General features: G+C 64.6%; 16 protein-coding genes. 5 read left to right on the top strand and 11 right to left on the bottom strand.

Annotated features, from left to right (window positions below; translation table 11 throughout):
- Positions 1-52: 52 nt before the first annotated feature.
- From QOL57_RS15915 to moaA, 7 genes are read right to left on the bottom strand one after another with little or no spacing between them, the layout of a single operon-like run.
- On the bottom strand, positions 53-418 hold the full coding sequence (locus tag QOL57_RS15915) for a hypothetical protein (protein ID WP_089235848.1): 366 nt from the start codon (positions 416-418) through the stop codon (positions 53-55).
- Positions 415-957 carry a molybdenum cofactor guanylyltransferase gene (locus tag QOL57_RS15910; RefSeq protein WP_089235849.1) on the bottom strand — a complete coding sequence of 181 codons (543 nt, stop codon included), beginning with the start codon at positions 955-957 and terminating at the stop codon, positions 415-417. Before QOL57_RS15910 ends, QOL57_RS15915 begins: the two co-directional genes overlap by 4 nt.
- 39 nt (positions 958-996) lie before the next feature.
- Positions 997-1,476 carry a molybdenum cofactor biosynthesis protein MoaE gene (locus QOL57_RS15905; protein ID WP_089235850.1) on the bottom strand — a complete coding sequence of 160 codons (480 nt, stop codon included), beginning with the start codon at positions 1,474-1,476 and terminating at the stop codon, positions 997-999.
- Positions 1,477-1,479: 3 nt separating this feature from the next.
- Complete coding sequence (locus tag QOL57_RS15900; protein ID WP_049463966.1) at positions 1,480-1,740, bottom strand: MoaD/ThiS family protein; 261 nt, start codon at positions 1,738-1,740, stop codon at positions 1,480-1,482.
- Entirely contained in the window at positions 1,740-2,993 is a 1,254-nt protein-coding gene (gene glp / locus QOL57_RS15895) for a gephyrin-like molybdotransferase Glp (RefSeq protein WP_089235851.1), read from the bottom strand. Before glp ends, QOL57_RS15900 begins: the two co-directional genes overlap by 1 nt.
- Positions 2,990-3,988, bottom strand: a complete 999-nt coding sequence (gene moaCB / locus QOL57_RS15890) for a bifunctional molybdenum cofactor biosynthesis protein MoaC/MoaB (RefSeq protein WP_089235852.1) — start codon at positions 3,986-3,988, stop codon at positions 2,990-2,992. The genes glp and moaCB overlap by 4 nt, the downstream gene beginning before the upstream one ends.
- Positions 3,989-3,996: 8 nt before the next feature.
- Positions 3,997-4,977 (bottom strand): GTP 3',8-cyclase MoaA, encoded by a 981-nt coding sequence (gene moaA / locus QOL57_RS15885; RefSeq protein WP_089235853.1) that lies wholly within the window; start codon positions 4,975-4,977, stop codon positions 3,997-3,999.
- Positions 4,978-5,171: 194 nt separating this feature from the next.
- On the opposite strand from moaA, the gene QOL57_RS15880 reads away from it, so the two are divergent.
- Complete coding sequence (locus QOL57_RS15880) at positions 5,172-5,576, top strand: ribonucleotide reductase subunit alpha (RefSeq protein ID WP_089235854.1); 405 nt, start codon at positions 5,172-5,174, stop codon at positions 5,574-5,576.
- On the opposite strand, the gene QOL57_RS15875 is transcribed toward QOL57_RS15880, so the two are convergent.
- Positions 5,570-5,899 (bottom strand): hypothetical protein, encoded by a 330-nt coding sequence (locus QOL57_RS15875; protein ID WP_089235855.1) that lies wholly within the window; start codon positions 5,897-5,899, stop codon positions 5,570-5,572. The two genes, QOL57_RS15880 and QOL57_RS15875, sit on opposite strands and share 7 nt — an antisense overlap.
- 559 nt (positions 5,900-6,458) lie before the next feature.
- Here QOL57_RS15875 and QOL57_RS15870 point away from each other — a divergent pair.
- On the top strand, positions 6,459-6,833 hold the full coding sequence (locus tag QOL57_RS15870) for a hypothetical protein (protein WP_089235856.1): 375 nt from the start codon (positions 6,459-6,461) through the stop codon (positions 6,831-6,833).
- A 126-nt stretch (positions 6,834-6,959) separates the two neighbouring features.
- Here QOL57_RS15870 and QOL57_RS15865 read toward each other — a convergent pair whose 3' ends face one another.
- Together QOL57_RS15865 and QOL57_RS15860 are read right to left on the bottom strand one after the other, a co-directional pair.
- The gene (locus QOL57_RS15865) at positions 6,960-7,271 is read right to left on the bottom strand and encodes a hypothetical protein (RefSeq protein ID WP_089235857.1); all 312 of its coding nucleotides are present in this window, start codon (positions 7,269-7,271) and stop codon (positions 6,960-6,962) included.
- A 179-nt stretch (positions 7,272-7,450) separates the two neighbouring features.
- Positions 7,451-8,035, bottom strand: coding sequence for a hypothetical protein (locus QOL57_RS15860; protein ID WP_089235858.1), 585 nt, complete (start codon positions 8,033-8,035; stop codon positions 7,451-7,453).
- A gap of 391 nt (positions 8,036-8,426) precedes the next feature.
- Between QOL57_RS15860 and QOL57_RS15855 the strand changes: the two genes are divergently transcribed.
- Positions 8,427-8,795: a hypothetical protein gene (locus QOL57_RS15855; protein WP_244900606.1), complete on the top strand. Its 369-nt coding sequence runs from the start codon at positions 8,427-8,429 to the stop codon at positions 8,793-8,795.
- A 38-nt stretch (positions 8,796-8,833) separates the two neighbouring features.
- On the top strand, positions 8,834-9,364 hold the full coding sequence (locus tag QOL57_RS15850; RefSeq protein WP_089235860.1) for a hypothetical protein: 531 nt from the start codon (positions 8,834-8,836) through the stop codon (positions 9,362-9,364).
- A 23-nt stretch (positions 9,365-9,387) separates the two neighbouring features.
- Here QOL57_RS15850 and QOL57_RS15845 read toward each other — a convergent pair whose 3' ends face one another.
- Entirely contained in the window at positions 9,388-10,143 is a 756-nt protein-coding gene (locus tag QOL57_RS15845; RefSeq protein WP_280521846.1) for a helix-turn-helix transcriptional regulator, read from the bottom strand.
- Between the two features lie 137 nt (positions 10,144-10,280).
- On the opposite strand from QOL57_RS15845, the gene QOL57_RS15840 reads away from it, so the two are divergent.
- A complete protein-coding gene (locus tag QOL57_RS15840; RefSeq protein ID WP_089235862.1) occupies positions 10,281-12,221 on the top strand; it encodes an FUSC family protein in 1,941 nt (646 codons plus the stop codon).
- Positions 12,222-12,224: the final 3 nt, after the last annotated feature.

The raw sequence follows: 12,224 nt of genomic DNA, 5'->3' as shown, positions 1-12,224 counted from the left end.
GGGTTGATCTGGATCAATCAGGCGCGGGTTTCCCCCCTGCCCCTGACAAATGTCAAACCGGTGATGCGGAACTGCGGCGGGTTACCCCGCGCTGGCGCACGCTGTCGCGCACATCCACATCGAACTGCAGCTGCAGCGTGGTGCCGTCGTCCAGGTACAGCGCAAAGGCCAGGCCATCACGGCACGGCAGGCGCCCGGCCAGGTCCTCCACGGAAGACCGGGGCAGTACCAGCCGGCAATCGGTGCCGCTGTCGAGCAGCACGGCCGATTCGCCACCATGCAGCGAAACGGCCGTGCCCCAGCCGCCGCTGCCGCCGAAGCGGGTCAGGTTCTCCACCGTTTCACCGGCCAGCAGCTGGGCCAGTTCGGCTTCGTCCAGGCGAAGGCGCATTGTCTGTTCTTGCAACTGCACCTTCATGAGGCAACGTCCTCCCATTGGGTGGGGGTATTGCAGTTGACCAGGGCGCTTTCATCAGCGTGGGCCAGGCGCAGGGTCTGCGCGTCCAGCCGGTGTTGCAGGGCCTGCAGGGAACGCGGACCGAGGGGATCGTGGATCATGTTTTCGAGGATCGTGCGACTTTCATTGTCCACATTAAACAGCATCGGAAGCGGATGCCCGTCAAAGATCGTGCAAGCGCTCCGATGCCCGTCACGCAATTGCCGCAGCAGATCCGGGGTCAGACGGGGCGTATCCACCGGCACCACCCAGGCGGGGCCATCGGGCATCTGCATTGCCACGCTGAACAGGCCGCCCAGCGGCCCGCACCGTGTGATCTGGTCGGGCACGCCGCCGAAGGCCGGGTAGCGTCCGCTCACCCAGACGCGGTCTGCCCCGGCCAGCCGCAACGTGCCGCGCATGTGCTCCAGCAGCGTGCGCCCCTGCCAGGGCAGCAGCGCCTTGTCGCGGCCCATGCGGCTGGACAGGCCACCGGCCAGCACGATGCCGGCGATGGTCATCGGTGACCGCCATCCACGCGTGGCGTGGATCTACTGGGGTCAATGGTGGTGCTCATGTGCCGGTTCACTGTCGGCGTGGCACAGGGTGCAGCCTTCGCTCCACTCGCTGTCGCCGTCTTCGTAATGTTCCTGTTTCCAGATCGGGCACTGGTGTTTCACCGCCTCGATCAACTGCCGGCAGGCCCTGAACGCTTCATCACGGTGCGGGCTGCCTGCGGCCACCACCACCGCCACATCGCCAATGCCCAGACGGCCCTTGGCATGTGCCACGTACAACTTCAGCTTCGGCCCGAACGTCGCCTCGATCTCCGCCGCCAAGCGCTGGATCTCGTTCAGTACCAGCGGTTCGAACAGGTCGTAGGTGATGCCGGTCACCGGCCGCCCCACATTGAAGTCGCGCACCTTGCCGATGAACACATCGATGCCGCCGAATGCCGGGTCGGACACCGCTGCGATGCCCTCGGCCGGATCGATGGTGCGCTGCGCGCGGTCCACCACTTTCGCAGTCACGTTGCTCATGGCTCAGCCCCCACTCACCGGCGGCAGGATCGCCACCTTGCCATCGGCGGGCAACGCCTCGTGGTCACGCAGCACGCGCTGCTGGTCGGCGAAGGCCGAATAGTCCAGCAGCCCCGCGCGGAAACCGGGAAAGCGCACCGGCAACAGCTCACGCAACGCCTGGCGCAGATCGGCTACGGTGCCACCGGCCACCTCCAGCGCGATCTCGCGGCTGGCATCCAGATCGGAAAACGCACCGAACAACTGCAGATTCACCTGTTTCATCATGACTCCTGGTTCGCCAGCTGCAGCGGATCCTGATGGCCCCAGCCCTGCACGCGCACCGGTGTGCCGGCCGTGGCGAGGTCACCCTCGCCCTCCAGCACCACCCAGGCGTTGGCCTGCAGCATGGATTTCAAACGGAACGATTCCTGGCCCGCGAGCACGCGAGCGCTCAAGCGCCCCTGCGCGTCCACTTCCACCCGCGCCCGCGCGTGGAAGCGCAGGCCCAACGGCTTGCGCACGTCGGCCTGCAACGGCAGCTGCAGCAACGGCTCGTCGGCCAGGCCCAGCAGGCGACGCAGCACCGGTTCAACGAAGAAGCGCTGCCCCACTGCCGCTGACACCGGGTTGCCCGGCAAACCAAAATACAGCGCGCCGCCCGGCAGCACTGCGAACAACAGCGGCTTGCCCGGGCGGATCGCCACCTTGTGGAACACAATGCGGGCGCCACGCGCGCGCAGCGCATCGGGAATGAAGTCGTAGCGGCCGGCCGACACCGCGCCGGTACTCACCAGCACCTGTGCCCCTGCCGCCAGCGCGTCATCCAGCACTGCATCGAAGGCAGCCACCTCATCGCCCACCGTGCCCTGCCACACCACCTCGGCACCGGCGGCCTGCAGGCGGCCGATCAGATAGGGCCGGTTGCTGTCACGGATCTGTCCGGAGTCCAGCGCCTGCGCCGCTTCGGTCACCAGCTCCTTGCCGGTGGCAATGACGGCGACCTTCGGCCGTGCCACCACCGCCACCTCGGCCACGCCGATCGCATGCAGCAGGGTGCGCGTATTGATATCCAGCGCCTGCCCGGCCTGCAGCACGCGCTCGCCTTCTTCCACGTCCTGCCCGCGCAGGCGCACGTTCTGGCCAGGCTTCACCACGCTCTTCAACGCAATGCGGGTCGGCCGGCCATCCTCGCTGGCGAGGATCTCCACGTTCTCGATCGGCACCACCGTATCCAGCCCGACCGGCATGCGCGCGCCGGTCATGATTTCCCAGGCGCCGTCGCCGCCCTCGGCACCGGCATCGCCTGCGGCCTGCCAGCCCTGCACCGCAAACCCGGTACCGCTTTCGAAGGGCGTGCCATTGGCGCGCAGCGCGAAGCCGTCCATCGCCGAATTGTCGAACGGCGGCAGCGACTGCCCGCTGATGATGTCCGTGGCCAGGATGCGACCACCCGCCTCATGCAGTGTCAGGCGCTCGGCCGGCAGCGGTGTGGCCGCCTCCATCAGGTGCTGCAGCGCTTCGCTGTAGGCGATCATGCGTGGCCACCGCCATCGACCATCGCCAGCGCGTGGCCCAGCACCGGTGCCAGAATGTCCAGACACTGCGCGGCCGCACGAGGGCTGCCCGGCAGTGCAAATACCAGCATGTCATCCAGCTGCACCACCTCGGCACGGCTCAGCCAGGCCATCGGCGTGTGCTGCGCACTCAACGCGCGCACCATCTGCGCCAGGCCGTGCACCGGTCGCGCGTTCAACGAACGCAGCGCTTCCGGGGTCAGGTCGCGCGGGCCAAGCCCGGTGCCACCGGTGCACAGGCACAGGCGTACGCCCTCGCCCGCCAGCGCACGCAGGCGACCTGCAAGCGGTTCGACGCCATCGGGCAGTACCTCGGCAGCCACCACCTCGCCACCGAGCGACTGCAGCCCGCTCACCAGCTTCGGGCCGGACTCGTCGGCATACGTGCCCTCGCTCGCGCGATCGCTCAGGGTAATCACTGCGCAGACAGCACCGTTCAAGCCCTTCGGCGGGCGCGGCCTGAAGCGCTCGCGCTCACCATCGTCCATGCCATCCGGATGCAGCCACAGACCACGCTTGCCGCCTTCCTTGAACAGCAGGCGGATGCCCTCGATGCGCAGTGCTGGCTCCACCGGTTTGCTCAGGTCGTACAGGGTCAGCAATGCCGCGTTCACTCCGGCCAGTGCTTCCATCTCCACACCGGTGCGTGCCTCGCTGGCGCATTCGCACCACACGCGGATCGACTGCCGTTCCGGCACCGGCGCGCAGTACACCTGCACCAGCTCCAGCGGCAGCGGGTGGCACAACGGCATCAGCATCGAGGCCATCTTCGCGCCTTGCAGGCCGGCAATCTCGGCCATCACCAGCGCATCGCCCTTGGGCAGGCGGCGCTCGACAATCAGCGGGTAGGCCACCGGTCCGGCATGCAGCTCGCCCACCGCCACCGCACGGCGGCGGGTAACGCGCTTGTCGCGCACATCGGCCATGTGGAAGGCCGCGTTCAATTCACCACTCATCGTGTTCCTCATCCTCCGATCGACGCCAGGTGCGGGGTCAACCCGGTCTGGCCCTGATGCAATCCGTGCCCGGCCGCTTTCAGGCCGAGCTGTGTGGTGATGCGTGCCAGCAGCGCGTCCTGGTCATTGTCGCTCTGCAGCAGCGGGCGCAGTGGCACGCCGAATTCGCCGAACAGGCACAGCCGCAGGTCGCCCTTGGCGGTCACGCGCAGGCGGTTGCAGCCCTTGCAGAAATCACGCGAGTACGGGGCGATGATGCCTACCGTGCCGCGGTGCTGCGGGTGGCTGAACTCACGCGCCGGGCCCGCATCGGCCGCGCGCGGGCGCTCATGCCAACCGGCGGCATGCAGCTGGTCGATCACGTGTTCGGCACGCAGGTGGTGCCGCTGGAAATAAGCTTCGTTGTCGCCGGTACGCATCAGTTCGATGAAGCGCACGCTGAAGGGACGGTCGCGCAGGAAGTCCATCCACTTCGGCAGCTCGTCGTCGTTCAGGCCGCGCAGCAGCACCGCGTTGAGCTTGATGGCCGGCAGGCCCAGTGCCTGCGCCATCTCCAGCCCCTGCTGGATTTCCGGCAGGCGGTCGTGGCCAGTAATGGTGCTGAAGCGCTCGCGCTGCAGGCTGTCCATGCTCACGTTCAGCGCGGTCAGGCCGGCGCGGTGCCAGCCCGGCAGGCGGCGCGGCAGCAGCGTGCCATTGGTGGTGATGGCCACCTTGCGGATGCCCGGCACGGCCGCCACCGTGGCGATGATCTCGTCCAGGTCCTTGCGCAGGCTGGGCTCACCACCGGTCAGGCGGATCTTGGTCATCCCCAGCATGGCAAACGCGCGCACCAGACGCGCGATCTCGTCCACCGCCAGAAAGCGCGGGCGGCCATCGGCCTGGTAGCCATCGGGCAGGCAGTAACTGCAACGGAAGTTGCAGGCCTCGGTCAACGACAGGCGCAGGTAGGGAAAGCTGCGCCCGAATCCGTCGGTGAGTTGGCTCATGGCTGGTCCACCTTGTTGTTCCACCGTCTTGCCTGTGCCCGGAGCGGCCCGGATACCCTCGCCTGCTGAGACTGACGCCAGCCTACGCGGCAGGCATTGGCAACGGCATGACTTAAATCAATCGCCGCCGGCCACGCCGCGCGGGCGTTGTGGCAGCATGCGGCTTTCCGTGCCGTGTGCATGTGACAGCCATCATGATGATGAACGATTTCCAGCAATTGCTGCAGGCCGCCGGCGAACAGGCCGAACCGCAACGCCTGCTGTTCGTATTCGCCCGCGCCGACCTGCCCGAATCGCCCACCGACGACCAGCGTGACCGGCATGACCGCCGCGAAGGCGGCACCCTGTCGCCGGTGCTGTGCGTGGACAAGCTGCCGGCCGAGGTGCCCAGCTTCCAGGCGTTGGCCAGCGAATCCACCACCACCGGCGTGGAGTGGGACATGGTGTTCGTGGCCGCGATGGACGGCCGTGCGGGCTTCGCGCCCACCACCGACGAAGCCACGCGCCCGCTGCGGCTGATGGTCAACGCCATCAACGACGGCCAGATCGGCCGCTTCGCCGCCTTCGACCGCAGCGGTGAGCCGATCCAGTTCTATTGAGCCACCAGCTGCAGGGTCAGGAAGAAAATCACCAGCACCGTGTTCAGGCCCCAGGCCACGGTCAGCCCGCGCGCGGCAACGCCCAGGTTCGGGGTGCGCGCGGTCGGTGCCGCCCGCCAGACCGCGGGGATGATCCAGCCGGTATAGAGCAGCAGCACGGCGAACACCGCCAGCACCAGCGTGGTGCGCTGGTTGGCCAGGGCCCAGAGGGCAACGGCCCAGAGAATGTTGCTGGGAATGACCCCCTGCAGCCAGAAGACGTTCCAGAGGCGTGAACGGCCTTGGGTGTCGGGCGTGGGGTGCAGAGACGCGGTGGCTGTCATAAGTCTCCTTGGTGTTTAGGAAACGTGCTGGGCAAGCCTGCGCTCGGTGGCTGGGAACGTCAAGGCACGACGGAATCGGTAGCGCCGGGTCGTGCCCGGCGGAATGCATCCGGGTTCACGCTGATGTCGCCTTCGCCCCGGCGGCCCTGCTCTCTCCACGCCTACAACCACGACACCTGTCGCAGATTGCCTGGTCGCGGTGGACCATCGCGGCAGCCAGCGCTGCCAGTACTTAACAGCGTGGTTCAATGCCGAAAGCGTCTTCAATCGCGAGTTATTTACAACTCGTCTGATTGGCATTGCACAGCGACGCGGGCTCAGATGGGGTGCCACCGAAAACGGGTGGCCGGGTTTCGAATCCCGTGTTGACCTTGAGTGATTGCGCTTGCCAGTCGGCGTCCACATTCCGTGGCGCCGGCTGGCAATCCGTCTGCCGGCTATGGCGGGCGGTGCGTGGGGGCGTTCGCGCCCGCCGGCTTGAGGTCAACCCGGATTCGAACCACGTACCGTCCGCCACCTCTGTGTGGCGGCTACCGATTGCCTTGCACGGAGCCTCGCCATGAACGGATCTGACCTGCCCCACCTGCACGCCTACAGTGACCCGGCCAACGCCGACGACCTGGTAGAGGCTGTGCCCTGTGCGGATGCCAATACCCTGACTGCCAACCTGAAGCGCATCGGCAAAGGCGCTGCGGCCGATGGGCAGCCCTGGCCGGAGCGGCATCAGTTGCCCGGGCGCTGCATGGCGCTGGCCGATGCCGATTGCGCATTGGCCGGGTTGCGGGTGGTGCAGGAGGTGCTGCTGGCGGCAGAGCGGACCCGGCAGAACGGCGAGCCCGAGGACTATGTGGGCGACCGGGTGATGGAAGGGCTGATGCTGGCGTGCCTGGCGTTGAGTGCGCAGGCTATGGGGCGGTTGCAGGTGGAGCGTTGAACGGGACTCGCTTGGAATGCACCTTGTGCCTCCAGGCTCAGCAGCGAACGGCAAAAAGCCCACCGGTACTGCAGCCCCATTTTGTCTCGCGTTTTCCTCCGTTTCAACAACAGCGTTGCCCCACGCTCACTCGCTTGCCGCCCTCTTTCCGGATAGAGCAACCAGGAAGATCAGAACAAGGGCGATGCACACTGCCACGTTGAATAAGAGGATGGGGCGTATGGCGAGGTAGAGCTCACCGACTCCCAAGGAATAAGAACCATGATTGGACTGCGAGCCCAGCGCTCTGGCAATGATCTGAATCCGCACAAGCGAAGCTATCTGGACCGCAATGATTCCAATCGCGGAGAAGAGCCTTCTGGTGGGAGTTCTACCAACCATTGCGAAATACGCGAGCACCAAGAGGGCCGCATAGAAAACAACCAACATCCAAGTCATCACCGCCTCCGTGCGGAATTCTCCGCCCTCATGCAACCCGTGCTCGCTGGGCTTTCATCAGGCCTTCCCTGGTACGCGGAAGCTAATGTGCCTCGCCCTGGCAAACGGCGGTCCATGCTCCCTTCCGCTTCTGGCATGAACCCATGCACGCCGCCCCGCAGCTGGGAACGCCCAACCTGTCAGCCTTGGGGGGGCTTGGTCATCTCCGGGATCGACAGCTGAGCGCAAACTCCAGAACTGCCACCGATTAATCGAGCCGTCTGAACAGACCAGCTCTCCAGAAGATGCTGTGCGCCTGATCCGCCACCGCTCTTCAGTGCAGAAAGAACTGCATCCAATCTACGTTGAACCGCATTGGACATTGGCAAATTCAAAAGTCTCTTCAGCGTGGCATCTGCCGCAACGAAATCGCCAAGCCGGATGGCGGATATGTATTTTATCCACTCCGAGTAATCGTTAGTGAAGTCAAGGCCGTCGACATAGATCAACAGATCTGCCGCCGTCTTCACCGCCTCAAGTTTTTTGGCGTGCGTCTTATGCATCCCACAGAAAAAATCTTTATCCACTTCCGCGCTTGCAATCCTCTGACCTAGAGACATGTGCAGGAAGGACAAATCATCATAGGTCGGAACTACGAAGGTCCATATATAGGTAGAGGATGGAGCAGGATCCAACGTGAAGCCTGAGATAACATCCCGCGTATGAAATGCAATCAAAAAGTTGCCAGCGGCGCGCAGACCACTACTCTTGGCCTGGCGCTTCATTCTCCAAAGTGCTATGGATTTCATGCCAGGGCACTCACCTTTCCAGAACGCCGCAAAGTATAGCTCCTCTAGGGAGATGCTTGTGGTAATTGCGAATTTCCGCTGCAGTCAGACCAGCGACTCCCGACTTCAAGCTCATTACATAATCAAGTCAAGCCGTGGGATGTCGGTCACGATTATCGATATCGGCAACGACCCTGCCCTGGTGATCAGAGCACCCCCCCCAAACTGCTTCCAGTCTTCATTAGTGCTAGCGTGCACCGTCAAGCCAGTGATGCAAGGATGCGCTGCAGGATCGTCTATGACCCCGACATTACCTCCATTTTCAAACCGCATGAGGCTGCTCCTCCTCTTCGCACTCTGCTTGATACTCACCTCCTGCGATCTGGTGATGGACAGCTCCTACGCCACGAAGCAGGAAGCCGTCGATGCCGAGATGATTACCAAGGGCTGGATTCCCGCGTGGGTGCCCGAGGAGGCGACCGACCTGCGCGAGGTGCACGACCTCGATTCAAACGTGAGCGCGCTTGCCTTCAGCAAACCACGCAGCAAGCAGTTGTTGTTGCCGCCCGGTTGCCGGCCCGTCAACCACAGCGCTACCCAGCCGGCGCCGTTCAATCGAAGCTGGTGGCCGAGTGAGACCGCTCTGAAGCGCTCCTATACCTTCTTTCGTTGCGAGCCCGAATTCGGCAAGTCGATCTTCGTCGCAACAAGCAGCACAGGCAATCGCGTGCTCTTCTGGCGCACGTACGCTCGCTGATGCGCATGCCCGCCCTCCCCTTCAACCCGACACTACAGATGCACATTCCAGGAACGGTCCTCACCACCCTCGCCCTTTGCCTGTTGCCCTGCCTTCCGGCCTACGCAGAGCAAAGCACGCCTGCCGATGTGCAAGCGATCGAACAGGTGATCGAGTCCTTCCGCACCTCGCTGATCAACAAAGACAAGCCGACCTACATGGCGCTGTTCTTCTCTGACAAGCCGGAAGACATTGGCTGGCAGTTGGTGTCCGAGGACCGACGATTGGCGGACATCCGCAGGGCCAAGCCCGATGCGATCAAGGCACGAAAGATCCCATCGAACAACTTCATCTCGCTCATCGATGAGGCCGTGGCCACTGCAGAGCCACGAGAGGAGAAGTTCTTCAACACGAAGATCGAAACAGACGGCGATGTGGCATCGGTGTCGTTCGACTACAGCTTCCACGCCAATGGTGTGAAAGGAAACTGGGGCAGGGAAATGTGGCAACTGGTCCGCACCGAGCGGGGCTGGAAGATCTTTTCAGTGATCTATTCGATACGCGACAAACGCAGTTCCGTGGAGAGCTGATACTCCGTTTCAGCCAGTCAACGTCAAACGCCACGAGCAGCAGAATCCTGATTCCGCAGCCGCGCGACAAAATACCGCGTAGGCGACTGCCCCAGCGCTTTCTTGAACATCGTGATGAACGCTGTCACCGACTCGTAGCCCAGGGTTTCAGAAACCCGTTGCACCGCTGCGCCGCCGGCAAGCTCGCGAATCGCAACCAGCAGATGCAGCTGCTGTCGCCAGCGCCCAAACGACAGACCGGTTTCCCGATCAATCAGGCGCGTCAGGGTGCGCTCGCCCAGCGCCAGGCGTTTGGCCCATTCCCTGATTGTGCTGCGGTCCGCCGGATTGGCCGACAGCGCCGCAGCCAGCGCACGGATCTTGGGGTGATCGCTCACCGGCAGGTACAACCGCTCGGCCGGCATCTCCACCAGTTCGTCCAGCAGCACCCGCGCCAGCCGCTCGACGTGCCCGCCGCGCGGGTAGTCCTGCGGCACATCGGCCAGGTGCAGGATCATCTCGCGCACCATCGGTGAGATCGACAGCGTCACGCAGTGCAGTGGCAGGTCGACGACGCCCGGCTCGACGAACAGATAGCAGAGGCGCGCGTTCGCCGTGGCGCGATTGCTGTGCGGCATGCTGCCGGGAATCCACACGCCGCACTGCGGCGGCACGATCCACAAGGCATTGGCCACCTCGCAGGTCACCGCGCCATGAAGCGCCAGGATCAGTTGTCCCTTGCGGTGGTCGTGCACCGGAATCTCGGCATCGTGGTCGGCCACCTGCAGGCGGCTGGCCACTGCAGGTCGATCCGTCGCGTCCGGGTCCAGATCAAAGCCAGGTAGAGAAATGCGAGTCATTCTCAATGACCAGATTCAGCGATTGACTGACATTTTAGCGAAATTCGGCGAAGGGGCTCGCTGAATACGATGGCGGCATGCAGATTCCCGCCGCTACCCTCCCCTGGCTTTCGCGCCCCAGCGCACTGCTGACGTCGCCCGCATTGAAGGTCGACCGCGAAGCGGTGCTGTTCTCGCTCAAGTGCCTGCTCGCCGCGATCCTCGGGCTGTATGTCTCGCTGCGCATCGGCCTGACCCGCCCGTTCTGGGTGATCGGCACGGTCTATCTGGTGTCGCAGCCAATGTCCGGCGCAACGCTCAGTCGGGGCCTGTTCCGCCTGCTGGGAACCGTCGGCGGTGCGGTCGCTACGGTGCTGCTGGTGCCGCGGTTCGCCAACGCGCCCTTGGTACTGAGCGTGGTGCTGGCGGCCTGGATGGGCCTGTGCCTGTACGTGGCCATGCTCGACCGCACACCGCGTGCGTATGCCTTTCTGCTGGCCGGGTACACCACCAGCCTGATCGGTTTCCCGGCGGTGATGGTGCCCGGTGAAGTCTTCACCATTGCCATCACCCGCGTGCAGGAGATCTCGATCGGCATTCTTGCGGCAACGCTGGTCCACGGGCTGGTGCTGCCACGCCGGGTCTCGCCGCGTGTGCACGCGCGTGTGGCGTCGATCCTCGGCGATGCGGAACGTTGGACGCAGGACATGCGCGCAGGCGCCAGGGACACGGTACTGGCGGAGGACCGCTCCAAGGTAGCCGCGGACCTGCTCGAACTGCACACGCTGTCCATCCACCTGCCATTCGACAGCGCGCACGGCGTTGCCCAGGTGCAGATCCTGCGCGCACTGCATGACCGGATGCTCGATGTGCTGATGCTGTCCAGCGCGGTGGACGAATCGATGGCCCAGCTCCGTGCGCAGCCCGTGGGAAAGTCAGACACGGTATGGAAGGAACTGCTGCTTGCAGATCTCCGTGCACGTCAGGCCGAACTCGATGCTGCGCATCACGACTGCCGGCTGCTGGAAGAGCAGCTGCACGACGCCCGCCCGAACTGGCGCCGGCGTGTGCCCGTGCACCTCGCCAGCAAGGCGAATGGCCATGTGCTGCATCGTGATCACCGCATCGCCCTGCGTAGCGCTTTGGGTGCCTTCGTCGGCATCGTACTGAGCTGCGCGCTGTGGATCGCTACCGCGTGGTCCGATGGTGCAACCGCCGTCTCCATCATCGGCACGGCCTGCGTGTTGTTCGGGACCGCCGACGCACCTGCGGGGCATGTCATGCGCTACCTGATCGGGTCGACCATCGGCGTGGTCATCGGGCTGTTCTACGCGCTGGTGATTTTTCCGGGCCTGTCCGATTTCGTCGGCCTGGCCATGGCGCTGGCGCCCGCGCTGCTGGTGTGTGGCTCGTTCCTCGCCCGCCCACCGTTCATCATGGCGGCGTTGGGCGTAGTGCTCACCTTCCCGCTCATTGCAGGATTGGGCGCGACCAATGCCAGCAACATCGCGGGTGCGCTCAACAGCGGCGTCGCGCTGTTCGTCGGCACGGCGGCGGCGCTGTGCAGCATGTCGCTGTTGCAGACCCTGGACAGCAATCGCAGCCGCGCGCGCCTGCAGGATGTGATCAGGCGGGACATCGCCCGTCGGGCGGCCGGGGACGTTCGAGATGCCAACGACTGGACAAGCCGCATGGTGGATCGGCTTGCGCTGCTTGCTCCTCGCCTGCGCGGCCGTGCGGATGCGGCCCGCACATTGCGGACGATGTTTGCAGACATGCGCGCGGCCAGTGCTGTGGCCGAACTGCGTGTGATCGGCAGGACGCTCAAGGACCGGAGCAGCCGCGAGTGTCATGCGCTGCTGATGTACAGGGCCACCGCCCACTTCCGCACTCCCACTCCCCGCCTGGTGAATGCGCCGCTGCTGGAATCGCTCGAGAACACACGCGACGCCGTCAGCACTGGCAGCGCGCCCGGAACCGAGCATGTTCTTGCACTGCTTTCCGGCCTGCGCCGCGACCTGCTCGCTCATGAGGACTGATGC

Origin of the sequence: Stenotrophomonas sp. yr243, assembly GCF_900184195.1 — a bacterium.
GTDB classification, from domain to species: Bacteria; Pseudomonadota; Gammaproteobacteria; order Xanthomonadales; family Xanthomonadaceae; genus Stenotrophomonas; species Stenotrophomonas lactitubi.
The sequence above is the reverse complement of the archived record's forward strand: the minus strand, read 5'-3'. Positions and strand labels throughout refer to the sequence as shown.

Excerpts from the sequence above, each read along its gene's own strand:
- moaA (WP_089235853.1), bottom strand. The coding sequence starts at position 4,977 with ATGAGCCAACTCACCGACGGATTCGGGCGCAGCTTTCCCTACCTGCGC.
- QOL57_RS15865 (WP_089235857.1), bottom strand. The coding sequence starts at position 7,271 with ATGACTTGGATGTTGGTTGTTTTCTATGCGGCCCTCTTGGTGCTCGCG.
- QOL57_RS15915 (WP_089235848.1), bottom strand. The coding sequence starts at position 418 with ATGAAGGTGCAGTTGCAAGAACAGACAATGCGCCTTCGCCTGGACGAA.
- moaCB (WP_089235852.1), bottom strand. The coding sequence starts at position 3,988 with ATGAGTGGTGAATTGAACGCGGCCTTCCACATGGCCGATGTGCGCGAC.
- QOL57_RS15870 (WP_089235856.1), top strand. The coding sequence starts at position 6,459 with ATGAACGGATCTGACCTGCCCCACCTGCACGCCTACAGTGACCCGGCC.
- QOL57_RS15855 (WP_244900606.1), top strand. The coding sequence starts at position 8,427 with ATGGACAGCTCCTACGCCACGAAGCAGGAAGCCGTCGATGCCGAGATG.
- QOL57_RS15880 (WP_089235854.1), top strand. The coding sequence starts at position 5,172 with ATGATGATGAACGATTTCCAGCAATTGCTGCAGGCCGCCGGCGAACAG.
- QOL57_RS15905 (WP_089235850.1), bottom strand. The coding sequence starts at position 1,476 with ATGAGCAACGTGACTGCGAAAGTGGTGGACCGCGCGCAGCGCACCATC.
- QOL57_RS15910 (WP_089235849.1), bottom strand. The coding sequence starts at position 957 with ATGACCATCGCCGGCATCGTGCTGGCCGGTGGCCTGTCCAGCCGCATG.
- glp (WP_089235851.1), bottom strand. The coding sequence starts at position 2,993 with ATGATCGCCTACAGCGAAGCGCTGCAGCACCTGATGGAGGCGGCCACA.
- QOL57_RS15850 (WP_089235860.1), top strand. The coding sequence starts at position 8,834 with ATGCACATTCCAGGAACGGTCCTCACCACCCTCGCCCTTTGCCTGTTG.
- QOL57_RS15840 (WP_089235862.1), top strand. The coding sequence starts at position 10,281 with ATGCAGATTCCCGCCGCTACCCTCCCCTGGCTTTCGCGCCCCAGCGCA.
- QOL57_RS15860 (WP_089235858.1), bottom strand. The coding sequence starts at position 8,035 with ATGAAGCGCCAGGCCAAGAGTAGTGGTCTGCGCGCCGCTGGCAACTTT.
- QOL57_RS15875 (WP_089235855.1), bottom strand. The coding sequence starts at position 5,899 with ATGACAGCCACCGCGTCTCTGCACCCCACGCCCGACACCCAAGGCCGT.
- QOL57_RS15900 (WP_049463966.1), bottom strand. The coding sequence starts at position 1,740 with ATGAAACAGGTGAATCTGCAGTTGTTCGGTGCGTTTTCCGATCTGGAT.